Raw genomic sequence first — 17,095 nt, forward strand, 5'->3', positions numbered from 1 at the left:
CCGTCGCTTAATCTGCCCCACTTAATCCGCTTCCCTTTCTTTCTGGTAACTAATCCGCTGCCCGCCTGTTTTAAAAGTATACCGTACATTTGCAGGCTCTTTTAGAGTACCACACCTTATGAAGATACTTCTGACCGGCGCGAACGGATACATCGGAAAACGCCTTTTGCCTTTGCTGGTAGAGCTGGGGCACGAGGTAGTGTGCGTGGTGCGCGACCCCCGCCGCTTTCACCTGCCCGACACGCTGAAGGAGAAGCTACACATCGTAAAGGGGGATTTACTGCAACCGGGCGGTTTAAACGAGTTACCTACAGCTATAGAGGCGGCTTTTTACCTGGTGCACTCCATGGGCTCCGGCCGGGATGATTTTTCTGAGGCTGAGCAGGAAGCGGCGCAGCGCTTCGCCGCGTACCTGGACACCACTGCCGCGAAGCAGGTCATCTACCTCAGCGGCATCTCCAACGACAGGCAGCTGTCGAAGCACCTGGCCTCGCGCCGCCGCGTGGAGGACGTGCTGGCCACAGCCAGGGCTAGCCTGACGGTGTTGCGCGCCGCGATTATTATCGGCTCCGGCAGCGCCTCCTTCGAAATCATCCGCGACCTGGTGGAGAAGCTGCCTGTTATGGTAACGCCAAAGTGGCTCAACTCCCGGTGCCAGCCCATTGCCATCCGCGACGTTCTCTTTTACCTGACGGAGGTACTGGGCCGTGAAGCCTGTTATGGCAGGCGCTTTGAGATCGGCGGCCCCGACGTGCTTACCTACCGGCAAATGCTGCTGAAACTGGCCGAGGTTCGCCACCTGAAACGCTACATTGTAACGCTGCCGGTGCTCACCCCGCGCCTCTCCTCCTATTGGCTATACTTTGTGACCAGCACAAACTACTCCCTGTCGCAAAGCCTCGTGGACAGCCTTCGCAACGATGCCGTGGTGCGCGACCACAGTATAGACAAGGTTATCCCGCACCGCTGCACACCCTATACCGAGGCGGTTAGCCTGGCCTTCTCCAAGATTGAGCAGAACTCTGTTGTCTCCAGCTGGACCGACTCACTGGTGAGCGGCACCATGCCCCTCAACTACATGGACTTTGTGCAGGTGCCGGCGTACGGAGTGCTGACAGACAGACAGCGCGTAAAGTTTGACCGCCCTCCCGGGGAGGTGCTGGCCAACATCTGGAGCATCGGCGGGGAGCGCGGGTGGTATAAAACGGATTTCCTGTGGCGCATCCGCGGGCTGCTGGACAAAATGGTGGGCGGCGTGGGGCTAAGGCGCGGCAGGCGTAGCCCACACCACGTTGAGGCAGGCGACACCATTGATTTCTGGCGCGTACTGGTGGCGGACAGGCAGCACAGGCGCCTGCTGCTCTACGCGGAGATGAAGCTGCCCGGCGAGGCATGGCTGCAGTTTAAGATAAGCGAAGAGCCGGACGGCAACTACCTGGAGCAGCTGGCTGTTTACCGCCCCAACGGCTTGCTCGGCCGCCTGTACTGGTACGCGGTTCTGCCGTTCCACTTCATCATCTTCGGCGGCATGGTCCGCAACATTATCCGGTACGGAGCGGAAGAGGAAACACAAAGGCAACATTCAGGGTAATATGCAAACTATAGGTTCTATAGTATAAAACTTTAAACATATCCCTAAGTATACTTCAATATCTTTTGCAAGCTATATAAATCCACCCATGACAGGTGTTCTAACAAGTTTTAGATTTTTTTCTTGCCCTCTAAAATATAGTTAACTTTGCTTGCCTATAACGACACTGACTTAATGGAGGCCATTAAAGAAACTAACTTCACCTTTGCCGGGCAAACCGGCTTTTACAAGGGCAAAGTTCGCGACGTTTACTATTTCGAAGACAGAATTGCTGTGGTCGCCACAGACCGTATTTCCGCCTTTGACGTCGTACTGCCGCGCGCCATTCCTTACAAAGGACAGGTACTGAACCAGATGGCCAGCCTCAACCTGAGCGCCACCTCTGACATTGTGCCCAACTGGGTACTCAGCACGCCGGACCCCAACGTAACGATCGGGTACCGCTGCGAGCCCTTTAAAGTGGAGATGGTGATACGCGGCTACCTTGCCGGCCATGCCTGGCGCGAGTACAGTGCCGGCAAACGCACCCTCTGCGGCGTAGCGCTGCCGGAGGGGCTACGCGAGAACGATAAGCTGCCGGAGCCGATCATCACCCCCACCACCAAAGCCGACGAAGGGCACGACGAAGACATCTCCCGAGAAGAAATTTTGGCGAAAGGACTTGTATCTGAACAAGATTATCTTAATTTGGAGCGTTATACCCGCGCACTCTTTGCCCGTGGCACCGACCTTGCAAAAGAGCGAGGCCTGATACTCGTGGACACCAAGTATGAGTTTGGCAAGTATAACGGCCAGATTTTTCTTATCGATGAAATCCACACACCGGACTCTTCCCGTTACTTTTATAGCGAGGGTTATGCCGAGCGCCAGCAAAGCGGGGAGCCGCAGCGCCAGCTATCGAAGGAGTTCGTGCGCAAATGGCTTATCGAGCACGGCTTTCAGGGGAAAGAGGGGCAGCAGGTGCCGGAAATGACGGACGAAGTTGTCAATGGCATTTCGGAGCGCTATATAGAGCTATACGAGGTGTTTACGGGCCATAAATTTGAACAAGAGGACTATAAAAACGTGTTGCAACGCATTGAGCAACACACAAGTGACAATATTTTTACTGCGAAAAGTTAAGTTTGTTAAACTAGATTTTGGTACATTCGCATTTAAATCCTTTACTGGTAGACTATGAAGTACACGATAGATAAGAAAGAAAACTACACGATTATCACGATAGATGAGAAGAAGTTGGATACTTCAATCGCCCCAGACCTGAAGTCTGAGTTCGTGAAATTGAATGCAGAAGGGATCAACAACCTGATTCTTGACCTGAGCGACGTCAAATACACTGACTCCTCCGGCTTAAGCTCTATACTGATTGCCAACCGCCTTTGCAACTCATCCAGCGGCCTGTTGATTCTGACCGGCCTGCAGGACCATGTCATGAAGCTGATCACGATCTCCAAGCTGGAGTCGGTGCTGAACATCCTCCCAACGGTGGAAGAGGCCATCGACCGTGTGTTCCTGCACGAGATTGAGCAGGACCTGACAAATAAAGAAGACTAAGTACACGCGCCTGTTGTGGATTTCGAACTCAGGATTTTGGGTAGTTCGTCGGCCACACCCTCGGCAAACAGACACCATACCGCCCAAATATTAACAATTGGCAATCAGTATCACCTGATTGACTGCGGTGAAGGTACGCAAATGCAGCTGATGCTTTACAAGATAAAGCATCAGCGCATTTGCAATATCTACATCAGCCACCTGCACGGCGACCATTACTTTGGGCTGCCGGGGTTGCTCTCCACCATGCACCTGCAGGGCCGCCAAACGCCGCTGCACCTCTTTGGCCCTCCCGGCCTCCAGGAAATCCTAAGCCTGCAGTTCAAGTACTCCGGCACCAACCTTAACTTCAACCTCGTCTTTCATGAGCTGGACACATCCTGCCATAAGAAGATATTCGAGGATAAAAGCATTACCGTACACACCCTGCCGATGGAGCACCGGGTGCCCTGTGCCGGGTTTGTGTTCCGGGAGAAGCAGAAGCCGCGCCCGCTCATCAAGGAAAAACTCCCTGACTTTCTGCGCCCGCCACAGCTCGTGCGCCTGAAATGGGGTGCGGACATCCTGGACGAGGCAGGCAACGTGCTTGTGTACAACCGCGATGTAACGATGGAGCCGAAGCGCAGCCGCAGCTATGCGTACTGCTCCGATAGCCGCTACAAACCGGAATTACTCCCTTACCTGCACAACATCGACCTGCTTTACCACGAGGCCACCTTTACAGACGAGCTCCGTGAGCGCGCCGACTATACCTTCCACAGTACTGCCCGGCAGGCTGCAGCCCTTGCCCTTGCCGCAGAGGTGCGGCACCTGCTCATCGGCCACTTCTCCGTCCGGTACAAAGACCTGACGCCCCTGCTGGAGGAGGCCAGGGAGCATTTTGCCAAAACGGACTTAGCCACCGAAGGCAGTATCTTTTGCGTGCAGGAGTAAACTTCTTCGCTCCGGTTGTAGGCCAGCGCGCGCCGTTTAACCTCAGCAACTCCGGGCCGAACAGCTGTAGGAAAACTCTTACCTTTCTCTACACCCGCTACGGAGCTCAGCGCCTTCGCCAGCACACTCTGGCAAAGGCAACAGGAACCCAACTCTAGGGTATATAGCGGTAAAACAGCAAAAAACATTGACCTGCAGCCTTTTCCGGCCCCAAAAACAACCCTCCCTGTGCGCGTCTTACAGGCCACAGGCGCACACCATCCCTTTAAAGCGACACGTTTTGCTTTTATACTAGCTGCTGATGTTGTTTCTTTACAGGTCCTGCACAAGGCGCAGTTACGTTTAAAGCTAAGCAGCATCATGGTTCACACAAGCCCATCACAGCACGCGCACGAGAAAAAGCGCACACAGCTCTTCCTGGTTCTCAGCGGTATCTTTATCTCCAATGCCCTCCTGGCAGAACTGATCGGGGTTAAGATATTTTCGGGCGAGGCACTGCTTGGGCTGCCGGGGGCGCAGATCCCGACACTGGGAGGCGCTAAACTGGACTTTAACCTGACAGCCGGCGTAGTGATCTGGCCTGTCGTCTTTATCACCACGGACATTATCAATGAGTACTTCGGCAAGGAAGGGGTGAAAAAAGTGAGTATCCTCACCGTGCTGCTCATCCTGTACGCCTTCCTGGTCATCAGCGCCGTAACCGGTTTGCCGCCTGCCCAGTTTTGGCTGGATGTAAACAGCACCGATCCGCAGGGCAACCCCTTCGACATCAACTACGCCTACAACAGTGTGTACCGCCAGGGCCTGGGCATAATCGTCGGTTCGATGGCCGCCTTCCTGCTCTCGCAGTTCCTGGATGCCACTGTTTTCCACTGGCTGCGCCACATTACCGGCAGCAAAAAGATATGGCTGCGCGCCACCGGCTCCACGCTGGTCTCCCAACTCATCGACTCGCTTGTGGTTCTTTTCATAGCCTTCTACGCCTTTGGCAACTGGTCTATGGAGCAGGTGCTGTCGGTGGCGGCCATCAACTACATCTACAAATTCTGCGTTGCCGTGCTGCTAACGCCACTGCTCTACGTGGCACATTACCTGATTGACGGCTACCTGGGCAAGCGGCAGGCGGAGGAGCTAATGGAGGAGGCCGCCGTGGAAAGCGGGGACTAAAGCAAAATTTTCGCGCTTGTAATCAAAAGCTTAGGCCACAAGTATAAATTTAATTTGGATTTATACTTGTGCTGCCCTTACCTTTGTAGCCTTGCAAAATAGAAAATGCCTGCACATTTAGCACATACACAGATTTTCATCACAGGCTACGAGCTACACGACCTGTAACAGCTCCCCAATCTCTTTTGGGGCTGCTTCGGCCCCTCCTATTCTATTTTTTGTTGGTTGATTTTTAGACTGGAGGGACATTTATGTTCAGAGGAATCGCCTTGGTATTTCTTGGCGCGTGTAGTTTTGGTGTGCTTTCTACTTTTGTAAAGCTTGCTTACAAGGAAGGTTTTAACTTGGGTGAAGTAACGGGCACTCAGGTTTTTTTTGGGTTGATTATTCTTTGGACACTCGTGCTGTTGCGAAAGCTGCTTGGCGGCAAAAGCAACAGCACGTCGTTCAAGGAGAAGCTCAAGCTGGTTGCCATGGGCACCAGTACCGGCCTTGTCAGTATTTTCTACTACAAGTGTGTTCAAACTGTTCCGGCATCCATTGCCATCCTGCTGCTGATGCAGTTTACCTGGATGAGCCTGCTGCTGGACGCTATCATAAAACGCAAACTACCGAGCCTAACCCAGGTGCTTATGGTAGTACTGGTACTACTGGGCACTGCGCTGGCCGGTCGGCTTTTTGCGGGCACAGTGCCAGACTTTGACTTGACGGGCATTGCCTTTGGCTTACTGGCTGCGGTCTCCTACACGTTCTTCCTGATGATCAACGGATCCGCGGGAAACAACCTGCACCCGACCACTAAAAGCGCCCTGATCCTGACGGGTGCCTGCGTACTGGTCTTCAGTATATTTCCGCCTCAGTTTTTGGTGAGTGGCGCCCTGTTCAACGGCCTGTTTAAATGGGGATTGGTGCTGGCGCTGTTCGGCACGGTCATTCCGCCGCTGTTCTACGCGTACGGGATTCCGAAAACGGGCCTTGGGCTAAGCGCTATACTTAGCGCCGCAGAGCTTCCGGTAGCCGTGCTTATGTCCAGCCTCATACTGCACGAGGAAGTGTGGGCGATGCAGTGGATCGGTGTGGCACTTATTTTAACGGCCATTGCCTTGTCTAACATCAGTTCCCTTGGGCAAAAGAAGAAGAAACGCGCTGCCGCAGTGGCAGCTTAAAGTATAATTGTTTTTGGTTGATTGATAGGATGGTTAGGAGTTGCTTGCTGCAGCTGCCTGGCCATTTCTGTTTACAGGCTACCTTACGTCAAAAGGTGCCGGCCTGCTTCTAAAATACAACTTTATTCCCCCACCCCCGTAGCACCTGCACCTCCCCTTCCACGTAGTGCCTGGCCTGTAATACACGCCTCCGTACACAATAAAGAGCGTTTTGCCACGGTTTACTATAAGCAGTGCAGTATGGCGAACGCCGTATCCTGCACCGCTGAATTTTTATAACCACGGCCCCAGAACCGATACAACATGAAAACGCTCATCGCATTTATAATCCTATTCTCAGTAACCTTTGGCTCGCAGCAGGCACAGGCACAAACCGGTAAAAGCTATAGCGAGTGGCTGAAAGGCAAAAGCGGAGGCAGCAAGGCCACGGCCAAAAAAGCTTCCGCCAAGGCGAAGGCTGCCGGAACAACAGCAGAGGCCGCCTCCGCTCCTGCCATGGCGGCACCCAACGGCACCTTCAGAGGCACGTTAGCCTGCGCCGACTGCCAGGGCATACGGGTGGAGCTGACACTCACAGGTGCCCCGAAAGACGCCAACCGCTCCTTTACGATGAAACAGATGTACGTGGGCAAACCAGAGAGCAAAGGTGTGGTTAGCAGCAGCGGCAAGTGGTTTTTGGCAAAAGGCAACATACAGAACCCGGAAGCGGTGGTACTGCAGCTGATACCGACAGCCGGCGACGTAGAGCCGGTCTACTTTCTGCAGGTAAGCGAGCGCGAGATCAAACTACTCAACCGCCAGCAGGATGAGTTTAAGGATTCCCGGAACTACTCGCTCCGCAAACTATAGGCCGCCTGTTCCGAAATGTCGCAGCTGGGCTAGGCATGTTTCCAGCATTTTCACGTAATTTGCACCCGGAACAAAGAACACCCTAACCTATGGCACGATATCTTACAGGAATCCAGAGCACGGGCCGCCCGCACCTGGGCAACCTGCTTGGCGCTATCATTCCTGCTATCAAGTTCTCGGAGACCTCTAACCAGGAGGCGATGTACTTTATCGCAGACATGCACTCGCTCACTACCATCCGTGATGCCGAAACGCTGCGACACAACACCTACTCGGTGGCGGCCGCCTGGCTTGCCTTCGGTTTTGACACTGACAAGCATATTTTCTACCGCCAGTCCGACGTGCCGATGGTAACGGAACTGAGCTGGTACCTGAGCTGCTTCACACCGTTCCCGATGCTGGCCAACGCCCACTCCTTTAAAGATAAGTCGTCGCGCCGCGGCCTGGCTGATGTGAACGCCGGCTTGTTCACTTACCCGGTGCTTATGGCCGCCGACATCCTGATGTACGATGCGAACTTTGTGCCCGTGGGGAAAGACCAGATCCAGCACCTGGAGATCACCCGCGACATTGCCAGCTCGTTTAACCATGTGTACGGGGAGACTTTTGTGCTGCCGGAGGCCAAGACAGACGAAACCGTTATGACCGTACCCGGTATTAACGGGGAGAAGATGAGCAAGTCCTACGGCAACATCATTGATATTTTTGAGGCTGATAAACCGCTGCGCAAGGTCATCATGAGCATTGTAACGGACAGCAAAGCACTGGAAGAGCCGAAAGACCCTGAGGGGGACACCGTGTTCCAGCTGTACAGCCTGCTGGCGTCGCCGGAGCAGATTGAGACGATGCGCCAGAACTACCTGGCGGGCGGCTACGGCTACGGCCATGCCAAACAGGCGCTCTACGAGCTTGTGATCCACAAGTATGCCAAGGAGCGGGAGCTGTTTAACTATTACATGAACAACCTGCCGGAGCTGGACAAGAAACTGCTGGAAGGAGCCGAGAAGGCCAAGGCAATAGCACGGCCGGTACTGGAGCGCGTGCGTCAGAAGCTGGGATACTAGCAGCTACCCATAAGAGAAGAATACAAAAGCACAGAAGCGGCAACGGAGAAATCTGTTGCCGCTTTTTTTAATGTTTATACTTTAAAGTTGCGCTTCCTTTTTTTACATATCATACATTATCTATATATTATGAGCTCATTTCAAATCAACCTAAACACCTGAACCTAAAACTTATGGCAAATGCAGTAGCAGAGAGCTCCCCCCTGACGCGCGTTACCTCCGAGCGCTACCTGTCGCTGGATGTGCTGCGCGGGCTAACCGTAGCACTGATGGTAATAGTCAACACCCCCGGCAGCTGGGGCTCTATCTACCCGCCTCTCCGGCACGCCCCCTGGCACGGCTTTACAGTGACAGACCTGGTTTTCCCGGCCTTTTTGTTTGCGGTAGGCAACGCCATGAGCTTTAGCATGCGCAAGTTCTCCCTTCAGCCGGACAGCGTTTTCCTCAAGAAGGTCTTTAAACGCACAGCGCTTATCTTCCTGATCGGGGTGCTGCTGCGCTGCTACCCCTTTGTGGCGCACGCTGAGGGCGGGGGCCTGGAGCTGATCGACTTCTCTACGGTTCGCATCTTGGGTGTGCTGCAGCGCATTGCCCTCTGTTACCTTATTGGTTCCCTGGTGGTGCATTACCTAAAGGTGAAGGGCTCCGTTATTTTCAGTGCCGTGGTGCTGCTCGGGTACTGGGCCGCCCTGTACTTCTTCGGCGACCAGCCGGACCCGTACAGCCTGGAAGGCAACGCAGCGCTCAAGTTTGACCTGCTTTTGTTCTCCCCGGAGATCTTGTACAAAGGCTACGGCATCCCGTTTGACCCGGAGGGGCTGCTCAGCACGCTGCCTGCGGCGGTGAACGTGATTGCCGGTTACCTGGTGGGCGTGTTTATTCAGAGGAGCGGCAACAACCTGGGCACCGTGCTGAAGCTGAACCTGGCCGGAGCCGCCGTTATCGCCGTGGCCTTGGTTTGGGACCTGGTATTCCCGATCAACAAAGCCCTCTGGACAAGCTCTTATACGTTGCACTCGGTTGGCTTGGTGATGGTGGTACTGGGCACGCTTATGCTTGTTATTGAGGTGGCCAAGTTAAAGAAGTGGACCTACTTCTTCGAAGTGTTCGGCAAAAACCCCCTTTTCATCTTCAGTATGTCTGTGCTTGTGATCAAGACCCTGAGCTTTATAAAGGTGGATGAGGAAACGCGCCTGAGCCGCTGGATTTACCAGAACTGGTTCCTGAGCTGGGGTGAAGGGGAGTTCGCCTCCCTGATGTTTGCCCTCGCTTACATGCTGCTGCACTGGCTGATGGGCTACTGGATGGACCGCAACAGAATCTACATCAAAGTATAAGTACAGATATACCCAGAAACAGCAGCGCCCGGCACAGAAATATGCCGGGCGCTGCTGATTTTTAGCATTTTAAAGTATAGAATTAAGATCCGTAGTAGCGGTTATACCTTTCGTCATACTCGTTGTTGTCCAGCATGTTGTCGTCGTTCTGATCCCAGGCACTGAATACACCGTCGGAGTACTCCCGCTCGTTGATCATCTTATCGCGGTCAGCGTCCCAGTCGTTGTAGTAGTTGGAGTTGGCAAAGCCGGTTCTAAATTCGTTCTCGTCGAGGTTGTTGTCTGAGTTAGCGTCCCACTCGCTCCAGTTCTGGTCTGCCATGCCGTAGTCTCTCGTGGCTGTAGACCACTCGTTTTCATCAATAAGCTCGTCGTCGTTCTGGTCCCAGGTGTCGTAGAAACCGCTGTTAAACTCGTTCTCGTCCAGCAGCTCATCGTCGTTCTCGTCCCAGTCGCCGTAGCGGTTGTTAGAGGCAAAGGTGGTGTTGAACCTGTCTGTGTCCCAGTTGTCCATCACACCGGCATCCTCCTCCACCTCGTTGGTGGCCACCACTTCGTTTTCTTCAGCGGTTTCGTAGTTCTCGCCGCCACAGGCTACCAGGCCAGCCAGCAGGGCAAAGCAGGCTCCGTTTCTTAATAACTTAAATAAGTTTATCTCTCTCGTCTTCATAGTTTCCGTTTTTAGTTCAATCAATTCTCTACTTTTAGTTTACGATGCCATGGTGCCAACAGGTTTGAAGGGCTCCACAAGAGAAGTGAACACCCCTCCTGTATAAGTGCAGGTAAGCGAGAGCTTAGCGAAACGTGAAAAAAACGGTGCAATTTGAACAGCGCAGCGCAACAGGTTTCCGGCCAACCGGAAGGCACAGGCACAAAAAAAGCACCCACTACTGCAAAGGCAGCCGCAAGTGCGTCTTCGGTACTAAAGTAAAATCCCGCTGTTACTCCTCCAGTATGATCAGGTCGGCAGAGGCACGGTTAAGTGCAATCGGGATGTTGTTGATCACGGCCGTACGTATCAGCGTCTGGATGTCGTGCTCATGGCCGTGTGGCGTCTCCGCATCAATGAAGAAGATAATCTTGTGTACCTCTCCCTGCAGAATTTTAGCCGCCAGCAGGATATCGCCGCCGCTAGGGCCGTGGCCAAAGCCTTTCACCCCCAGGTCCAGCATGTCGTTGAGCAGCTTGGAGGTGTTGGTCGTTCCGATCAGTTCATGGTCCTTGAGCACCTCATGGTGCACCTTGGCCCAGTTCAGCAGATCATTCTTCCGGCTGTTGTGCGCAATTAACGCAATGGTTGTTCTCATAAAGTATAATTTATACGGGCTGCCTCTCTGGTAGCTTCGCCCAAAGATAAGCTTTTTTACCGAAGTGCAGTCGCCCTGCTGCACCGCTTGGTAAAGCGGCAACGGCCACACCCCACTCAGCCACTACCTCCGGGAGCAGGAGGAGATACTTGCCCAAAAGCCTGCATAATTGCACAATTTTTGCTATCTTTGTAATAGATGCTTTTTTTCATCTCTTCCTGAATTCAGGCTCCTTACCACTCCTGGCCCTTCCGTTTTTTATAACCAGCCAGCGATTTTAATCCAGGAGCGTCCGTAAAGCCTTCTACGGCTTTCTTCCGGCGGCATCAGCATAACTGTTACAGCCGCACTTCCAGCAACACCAGAAGAGACAGAAATTGTATCCCTGGCAGCTATGCCCTGCCGCTTCAAAATGCCCCTAAGCCGCGCCAGCGCGTATAAGCTATAGCACGGCTTGCTTTACGAAAAGAGGGCTGATCTTTTAACTAAAAACACACACGTATGGGTAGATCTCAGAACACCTTCATGAAGAAACAACGCGAAAAGAAAAAGCAGAAGAAAAAAGAGGAAAAGGTGCAGCGTAAGCAAGAGCGCCAGGAGAACTCCACTGGAGGAAGCCTGGAGGAGATGATCGCTTATGTGGATGAATTCGGAAACATTACCGACACCCCACCTGAGGAACAGAAAAAAGATTCCCCCGATGAAGAAGAAAAAGCTTAACACGCGCGCTGCAGTACCGCCAGGGCAGGCTACGATGTATATCTAGCCTGCCTTTTTGTTTTCTGAGGCACGCTGCTGCAGTGGCTCATTCCCTTCTTTTACAGCCGCTCCTTCTCTTTCCGCTCCGCAGCACTGCTGCTGGCCATACTGACCGGCTTGGCCGGGAACAAAAGGTGCTGGATCTCTTTTACGTACTTCAGGCTGCCGTTGGGCACATTGCTAAGCACGATGAGCGCGCTGTGCTCTTTGGGGTTTCGCAAAAGATAGGTTGTGTAACCGTGCCATAAGCCGGCGTGGTACACCACGGTGTCGCCACTCGCCACCTGCCGGATACGCCAGCCAAACCCGTAGTCTTCGTCTTTCTTCCTGAGGCGCGAACCTGTAAAGGCTTCCGCCAGCGTTTCCTGTTTTACCAGCTTTTGCGTGTACAGCGCCTGGTCCCACTTATACAGATCCTCTACCGTGGAGTACACCCCTTTATCGCCAAGTACAGTGTCTAAGTAGTCAGGGGTCCTTTTTCTACGGCCGCCCGTGTGGCCTGTGGCCACCCCATCGTGCTGCTCCGCGCGAGCTGTGCTGAACGTAAAGGTATCCGTCATTTGCAGGGGCCCAAAAATGTGCTTTTGCATAAAGCGCGCGAAGGGCTCCCCCGACGCCTTGGTGACGATGGAAGCCAGCAGAGCGTACCCGGTGTTGCTATAGTCGAAGTGGGTATTGGGCTGATAGTAGATGCCGGGCTGGTGCACCGCCATCAGGCGCAGCACGTCCTCGTTGGTGATCGGCACCCTACGGTCGGGCCAGAGGTGATCACTGAAATAGGTGTAGTTCGGCAAGCCAGACCGGTGGGTAAGCAAGGCACGGATCGTGATGCCTTTGTAGGGGAAAGACGGAATGTACTGCTGCACGCTGTCGTCGTAGCTAAGCTTGCCCTGCTCCTGCAGCATCATAATTGCCATGGCCGTAAACTGCTTGGACACCGACGCGAGCTGAAAGGCAGTTTGGGTGGTCAGGGTGTCTTTGCTCCTGAAGTCGGCGTAGCCAAAGGCACCCTTGTAAACGACCTGATCATACTTGGTAACCAGCACCGTTCCGTTAAAGCCCTTTTTCTTCTGGAGGTACGAGAAAGCGGAGTCGAGCTGGCTGCCCAGCTGCCTCGCCCGGTCGGCAGTAAAGGAGGCCGGAGCCGTTACCCGCTGCCTGTCATCCTCCACCTCCTTCGGGGCCGGAGGGGCAAGCGGTGCCTCCTTCTTGGTTTGCTGGCAAGCAACCAGGGACAGAAAAACGAGCGATGCGCTAAGGCACCTGTGCAAAAGGGATTGTACTCTAAGAATGGTCATACCTCAAAACTACCAACACCAAAACCAGCTACAAATGTAAGCGTTCGGCTTCAGTACGCTAGTATAAACGAACAGTTTTTGCGGATCTTGTTTCTGAGGAGCCCCGCGGCAGTATTTTTTGCAGGTATGCGAAGGTCGGCCAGCCGGGCGTGCCCCCTGCAAAAGAAAAGCCGCACCTACCCCGCCAACAGGCATCGGTAAGTGCGGCAAGTATAAAAGCACCAGCACAGGTGCTGGTAAAAAAATCCGGTGTTGGCTGTTACTCAGCTGTCCAGAGTACGCGCTCCTGGTCAGAGAGGATCAGCAGGATGCGGGGCGGGTTGGCAACCAGTACCAGGCGCATCTCTACTCCCGGGAAGGAGTCTGACTCAACCCAAACGCCCTCTGCCTCTTCGCTGTCTTCCAGGGCCTTTGTGTCCAGCGTGCTGGCCATGTAGGCTGTCGGCAGCAGTATATCGGCATCTGACTTTATCTTGCCGTGCACGTCTTCCAGTACGTCCTCCAGCTCATCGCCGTACTCTTCGTTAAAATCGTCCTCCAGGTCGTGCAGCTCTTCTTCTATGTCATCATAGCGTGCATCGTTGTAGTCAAGTTTGCTTAGCTCTTGCTTTTTCTCCAGGATGGCCACAATGGACTCGTTCAGGGCTTTTGCGTTCATGTCGTATCGTATTTTTTACAAAGTTGACAACATGCCTCAGCAATTGCAAGTAATCACATTGATAATTTGCCCGCCGCCGCCCCCTTTTGATACTGGCTTAAAAAATGTATTTTTACATAAACGTCACCTTAAAACTAATACAAAACTATGGCAACAGATATTCTGCCACTGAACGGAACCGATTACATTGAGTTTTATGTGGGCAACGCCAAGCAGGCGGCACACTATTACCAAACAGCCTTCGGCTTTAAGCTGGTGGCCTATGCAGGCCCGGAGACCGGCGTTCGCGACCGCGCCTCCTACGTGCTGCAGCAGGAGAAAATCCGCTTTGTGTTTACCACGGCCATCAACCCGGACTCTGACATTGCCCGCCATGTGCACCAGCACGGCGACGGCGTAAAAGTGCTGGCCCTGTGGGTGGACGATGCCGAGGAAGCCTTCAGAGGAACAGTGGAGCGCGGTGCAAAACCCGCTATGGAGCCCAAAACCATAAGCGATGAGCACGGGGAGGTGAAGCTTGCCTCTATCCACACGTACGGCGAAACCATTCATACTTTTGTGGAGCGCAAAAACTACAGCGGTCCTTTCATGCCGGGCTTTGTAGCCAGAGAAAGCATTGTGAAAGTAGAGCCGGTTGGCCTGAAGTACGTGGACCACTGCGTTGGAAACGTAGAGCTGGGCAAGATGAACGAGTGGGTGGAGTTCTACGAAAACGTGATGGGCTTTAAGCTGCTCCTGACCTTCGACGACAAAGACATCAGCACCGAGTACACCGCCCTGATGTCGAAGGTGGTGTCTAACGGCAACGGTTACATTAAATTCCCGATCAACGAGCCGGCCGCGGGCAAGAAAAAGTCGCAGATAGACGAGTACCTGGAGTTTTACAAGGGTGCCGGCGTGCAGCACATCGCCATTGCGACCGATAACATCCTGCAAACGGTAAGCGAGCTGCGCAGCCGCGGCGTGGAGTTCCTGTACGTGCCGGAAACATACTACGAGGACCTGTTCGAGCGCATCGGCAAGATAGACGAGGACATGGACGACCTTAAGAAGCTCAACATCCTGGTAGACCGCGACGACGAGGGCTACCTGCTGCAGATCTTCACTAAGCCGGTGGAAGACCGCCCTACCGTTTTCTACGAGATCATCCAGCGCAAGGGAGCACGCTCTTTCGGCAAAGGCAACTTTAAGGCCCTGTTCGAGGCAATTGAGCGCGAGCAGGAGCTGCGGGGCAACCTTTAGGCCGGAAATAAAGTATAGCCGCGTGTAATTGTGGCTAAAATACCTTTATTTTGATATAACTATATTTCACACCAGTTCTTCGGCTGCGCGTTTAGGGCAACAAGAGCTGGTGTGATTTTTTGTCTTGGCACTTTGCCCGAGGCAAAACAACCCACACAGAATACCGCTACTAAAATAACAGCGTAAACAGACTATGATTGAGACATCTGTAAAACAAAAGATTGACCAGTGGCTGGCCGGCAACTACGATGCGGCTACCAAACAGGAGATAAACGGCATGCTGGAGCGCAACGAGCACGAGGCGCTGTCAGACGCTTTTTACCGCAACCTGGAGTTCGGCACGGGCGGGTTGCGCGGCATTATGGGGGCTGGCAGCAACCGCATGAACCGCTACACCCTGGGCATGGCCACACAGGGGCTGTGCAACTACCTGAAGCAGAACTTCCCGGGTGAGCAGGTAAAGGTGGCCATTGCCCACGACTGCCGCAACAACTCCGATGTGTTTGCCCGCATTGCCGCCGAAATCTTCTCGGCCAACGGCATCAAAGTATACCTGTTCGAGGCGCTGCGCCCGACGCCGGAGCTGTCGTTCGCCATCCGCCACCTGGGCTGCCAGAGCGGCGTGGTGGTAACAGCCTCGCATAACCCCAAAGAGTACAACGGCTACAAAGTATACTGGAACGACGGTGCGCAGGTAACCGCCCCGCACGACAAGAACATCATCGGCGAGGTGAACAAGATCACGTCTATCGATGAGGTGAAGTTTGAGGCAAACCCGTCCCTGATCGAGCCGATCGGCAAGGAGGTGGACGAAGCGTATATGCAGGAGGTGCAGAAACTGTCGGTTTCCAAAGAGGCCATCCAGCGCCAGCACGACCTGAAGATTGTTTACTCCTCGATACACGGCACCGGTATAACCCTGGTACCGGAAGTGCTGAAGCGCTTCGGCTTTACCAACGTGCACGTGGTGGAGGAGCAGGCAGAGCCGAACGGCAACTTCCCGACGGTGGTGTACCCGAACCCGGAGGAAAAAGAAGCCATGACGCTGGCCCTGAACAAGGCCCGCGACATTGACGCAGACCTGGTGATGGCCACCGACCCGGACTCGGACCGCGTAGGCATCGCTGTGAAAAACCAGAAAGGCGAGTTTGTGCTCCTGAACGGCAACCAGACGGGCGCCCTGCTCATCAACTACCTTTTGCAGGCCTGGCAGAAAGCCGGCAAGCTCACAGGCAAAGAGTTCGTGGTGAAAACCATCGTCACCACCGACCTGATCAAGGAGATCGCCGACAGCTATGACGTGACCATGTACGAAACCCTGACCGGCTTCAAGTATATCGCGGAGGTGATCCGGGAGAAAGAAGGACAGGAAGTGTACATTGGCGGTGGCGAGGAAAGCTACGGCTACATGATCGGCGACTTTGTGCGCGACAAGGACGCGATATCCGCCTGTGCCCTGATCGCCGAGATGGCGGCCGTAGCCAAAGACAACGGCCAGAGCCTGTTCGAGATGATGGTGGGCATGTACACCAAGTATAACTTCTACAAAGAGGAACTGGTGTCCTTCACGAAGAAAGGCCAGCGCGGCGCGGAGGAAATCCAGCAGATGATGGCCGACATGCGCAACAACCCGCCCAAGCAGATCGCCGGTGCCAACGTGGTGGAAGTACGCGACTATAAAATGAGCACCCGCAAACTGCTCATGACCGGGGAAGAGCACAAACTGACGCTGGAAAGCTCCAACGTGCTCCAGTACCTGGCCGAAGACGGCAGCAAGGTATCTGCCCGCCCTTCCGGCACCGAGCCGAAGATCAAGTTCTATATCAGCGTAAACGAGCCCCTTGCCGCTGCCGCAGACTATGAAGCCACGGAGCAAAAGCTAGCGCAGAAAATTGAGCAGGTACTGAAAGACCTGAAGCTGAAGTAAGCTCTTTTATACCTTGAAAGTAGTGGCTAAGCAGCAGGAGTAAAACCCCGTGGCTTAGCCATTTCTTTTACTCCTGCTGCTTTCCAGCCGCTTCGTCAGGCAACACACAAAGCAAGGCCGGCTCCCCTGCCCTTTGCTAAACGCGAGAGGTACCCCGAAGACTTTTCAGGCATCAGCCCCCCGCCGGAGCTGGTGCCTATGCCAGGCAGCAGGCTATGCCCGCCGGGGCAACAAACCTGCTTT

General features: G+C 54.0%; 16 protein-coding genes. 12 read left to right on the plus strand and 4 right to left on the minus strand.

From position 1 onward, the window contains the following. The first annotated feature begins 118 nt into the window (after positions 1–118). The 9 genes from CA264_RS09310 to CA264_RS09350 all read left to right on the plus strand — a co-directional run bounded on the left by CA264_RS09310 (position 119) and on the right by CA264_RS09350 (position 9,661). Positions 119–1,591, plus strand: coding sequence for an SDR family oxidoreductase (locus CA264_RS09310; RefSeq protein ID WP_025606578.1), 1,473 nt, complete (start codon positions 119–121; stop codon positions 1,589–1,591). Between the two features lie 174 nt (positions 1,592–1,765). Further along, positions 1,766–2,713, plus strand: a complete 948-nt coding sequence (locus CA264_RS09315; RefSeq protein WP_025606580.1) for a phosphoribosylaminoimidazolesuccinocarboxamide synthase — start codon at positions 1,766–1,768, stop codon at positions 2,711–2,713. Between the two features lie 54 nt (positions 2,714–2,767). Further along, positions 2,768–3,145 (plus strand): STAS domain-containing protein, encoded by a 378-nt coding sequence (locus CA264_RS09320; protein WP_025606582.1) that lies wholly within the window; start codon positions 2,768–2,770, stop codon positions 3,143–3,145. 15 nt (positions 3,146–3,160) lie between these two features. Next, entirely contained in the window at positions 3,161–4,078 is a 918-nt protein-coding gene (locus tag CA264_RS09325; protein ID WP_025606584.1) for a ribonuclease Z, read from the plus strand. A gap of 360 nt (positions 4,079–4,438) precedes the next feature. Continuing rightward, positions 4,439–5,245, plus strand: a complete 807-nt coding sequence (locus CA264_RS09330; RefSeq protein WP_025606585.1) for a queuosine precursor transporter — start codon at positions 4,439–4,441, stop codon at positions 5,243–5,245. Positions 5,246–5,496: 251 nt separating this feature from the next. Beyond that, on the plus strand, positions 5,497–6,411 hold the full coding sequence (locus CA264_RS09335; protein WP_025606587.1) for an EamA family transporter: 915 nt from the start codon (positions 5,497–5,499) through the stop codon (positions 6,409–6,411). Positions 6,412–6,714: 303 nt separating this feature from the next. After that, entirely contained in the window at positions 6,715–7,260 is a 546-nt protein-coding gene (locus CA264_RS09340) for a copper resistance protein NlpE N-terminal domain-containing protein (RefSeq protein ID WP_025606589.1), read from the plus strand. A gap of 89 nt (positions 7,261–7,349) precedes the next feature. Beyond that, a complete protein-coding gene (gene trpS / locus CA264_RS09345; RefSeq protein WP_025606590.1) occupies positions 7,350–8,324 on the plus strand; it encodes a tryptophan--tRNA ligase in 975 nt (324 codons plus the stop codon). A gap of 173 nt (positions 8,325–8,497) precedes the next feature. Beyond that, positions 8,498–9,661 carry an acyltransferase family protein gene (locus tag CA264_RS09350; protein ID WP_025606591.1) on the plus strand — a complete coding sequence of 388 codons (1,164 nt, stop codon included), beginning with the start codon at positions 8,498–8,500 and terminating at the stop codon, positions 9,659–9,661. An 82-nt stretch (positions 9,662–9,743) separates the two neighbouring features. Here CA264_RS09350 and CA264_RS09355 read toward each other — a convergent pair whose 3' ends face one another. Together CA264_RS09355 and CA264_RS09360 are read right to left on the minus strand one after the other, a co-directional pair. After that, positions 9,744–10,331, minus strand: a complete 588-nt coding sequence (locus tag CA264_RS09355) for a hypothetical protein (protein ID WP_025606593.1) — start codon at positions 10,329–10,331, stop codon at positions 9,744–9,746. 271 nt (positions 10,332–10,602) lie between these two features. Continuing rightward, a complete protein-coding gene (locus tag CA264_RS09360; RefSeq protein WP_036776369.1) occupies positions 10,603–10,968 on the minus strand; it encodes a methylglyoxal synthase in 366 nt (121 codons plus the stop codon). A 501-nt stretch (positions 10,969–11,469) separates the two neighbouring features. On the opposite strand from CA264_RS09360, the gene CA264_RS09365 reads away from it, so the two are divergent. Next, entirely contained in the window at positions 11,470–11,688 is a 219-nt protein-coding gene (locus CA264_RS09365; RefSeq protein WP_025606597.1) for a hypothetical protein, read from the plus strand. Between the two features lie 98 nt (positions 11,689–11,786). On the opposite strand, the gene CA264_RS09370 is transcribed toward CA264_RS09365, so the two are convergent. Further along, on the minus strand, positions 11,787–13,025 hold the full coding sequence (locus CA264_RS09370; protein WP_025606599.1) for a serine hydrolase domain-containing protein: 1,239 nt from the start codon (positions 13,023–13,025) through the stop codon (positions 11,787–11,789). Positions 13,026–13,284: 259 nt separating this feature from the next. Continuing rightward, entirely contained in the window at positions 13,285–13,683 is a 399-nt protein-coding gene (locus tag CA264_RS09375) for a hypothetical protein (protein ID WP_025606602.1), read from the minus strand. A 147-nt stretch (positions 13,684–13,830) separates the two neighbouring features. Here CA264_RS09375 and hppD point away from each other — a divergent pair, with 147 nt between their 5' ends. After that, positions 13,831–14,925, plus strand: coding sequence for a 4-hydroxyphenylpyruvate dioxygenase (hppD, locus tag CA264_RS09380; RefSeq protein WP_025606603.1), 1,095 nt, complete (start codon positions 13,831–13,833; stop codon positions 14,923–14,925). A gap of 193 nt (positions 14,926–15,118) precedes the next feature. Then, positions 15,119–16,852, plus strand: coding sequence for a phospho-sugar mutase (locus CA264_RS09385; RefSeq protein WP_025606605.1), 1,734 nt, complete (start codon positions 15,119–15,121; stop codon positions 16,850–16,852). Positions 16,853–17,095 lie beyond the last annotated feature (243 nt).

Origin of the sequence: Pontibacter actiniarum (assembly GCF_003585765.1) — a bacterium.
GTDB lineage: Bacteria > Bacteroidota > Bacteroidia > Cytophagales > Hymenobacteraceae > Pontibacter > Pontibacter actiniarum.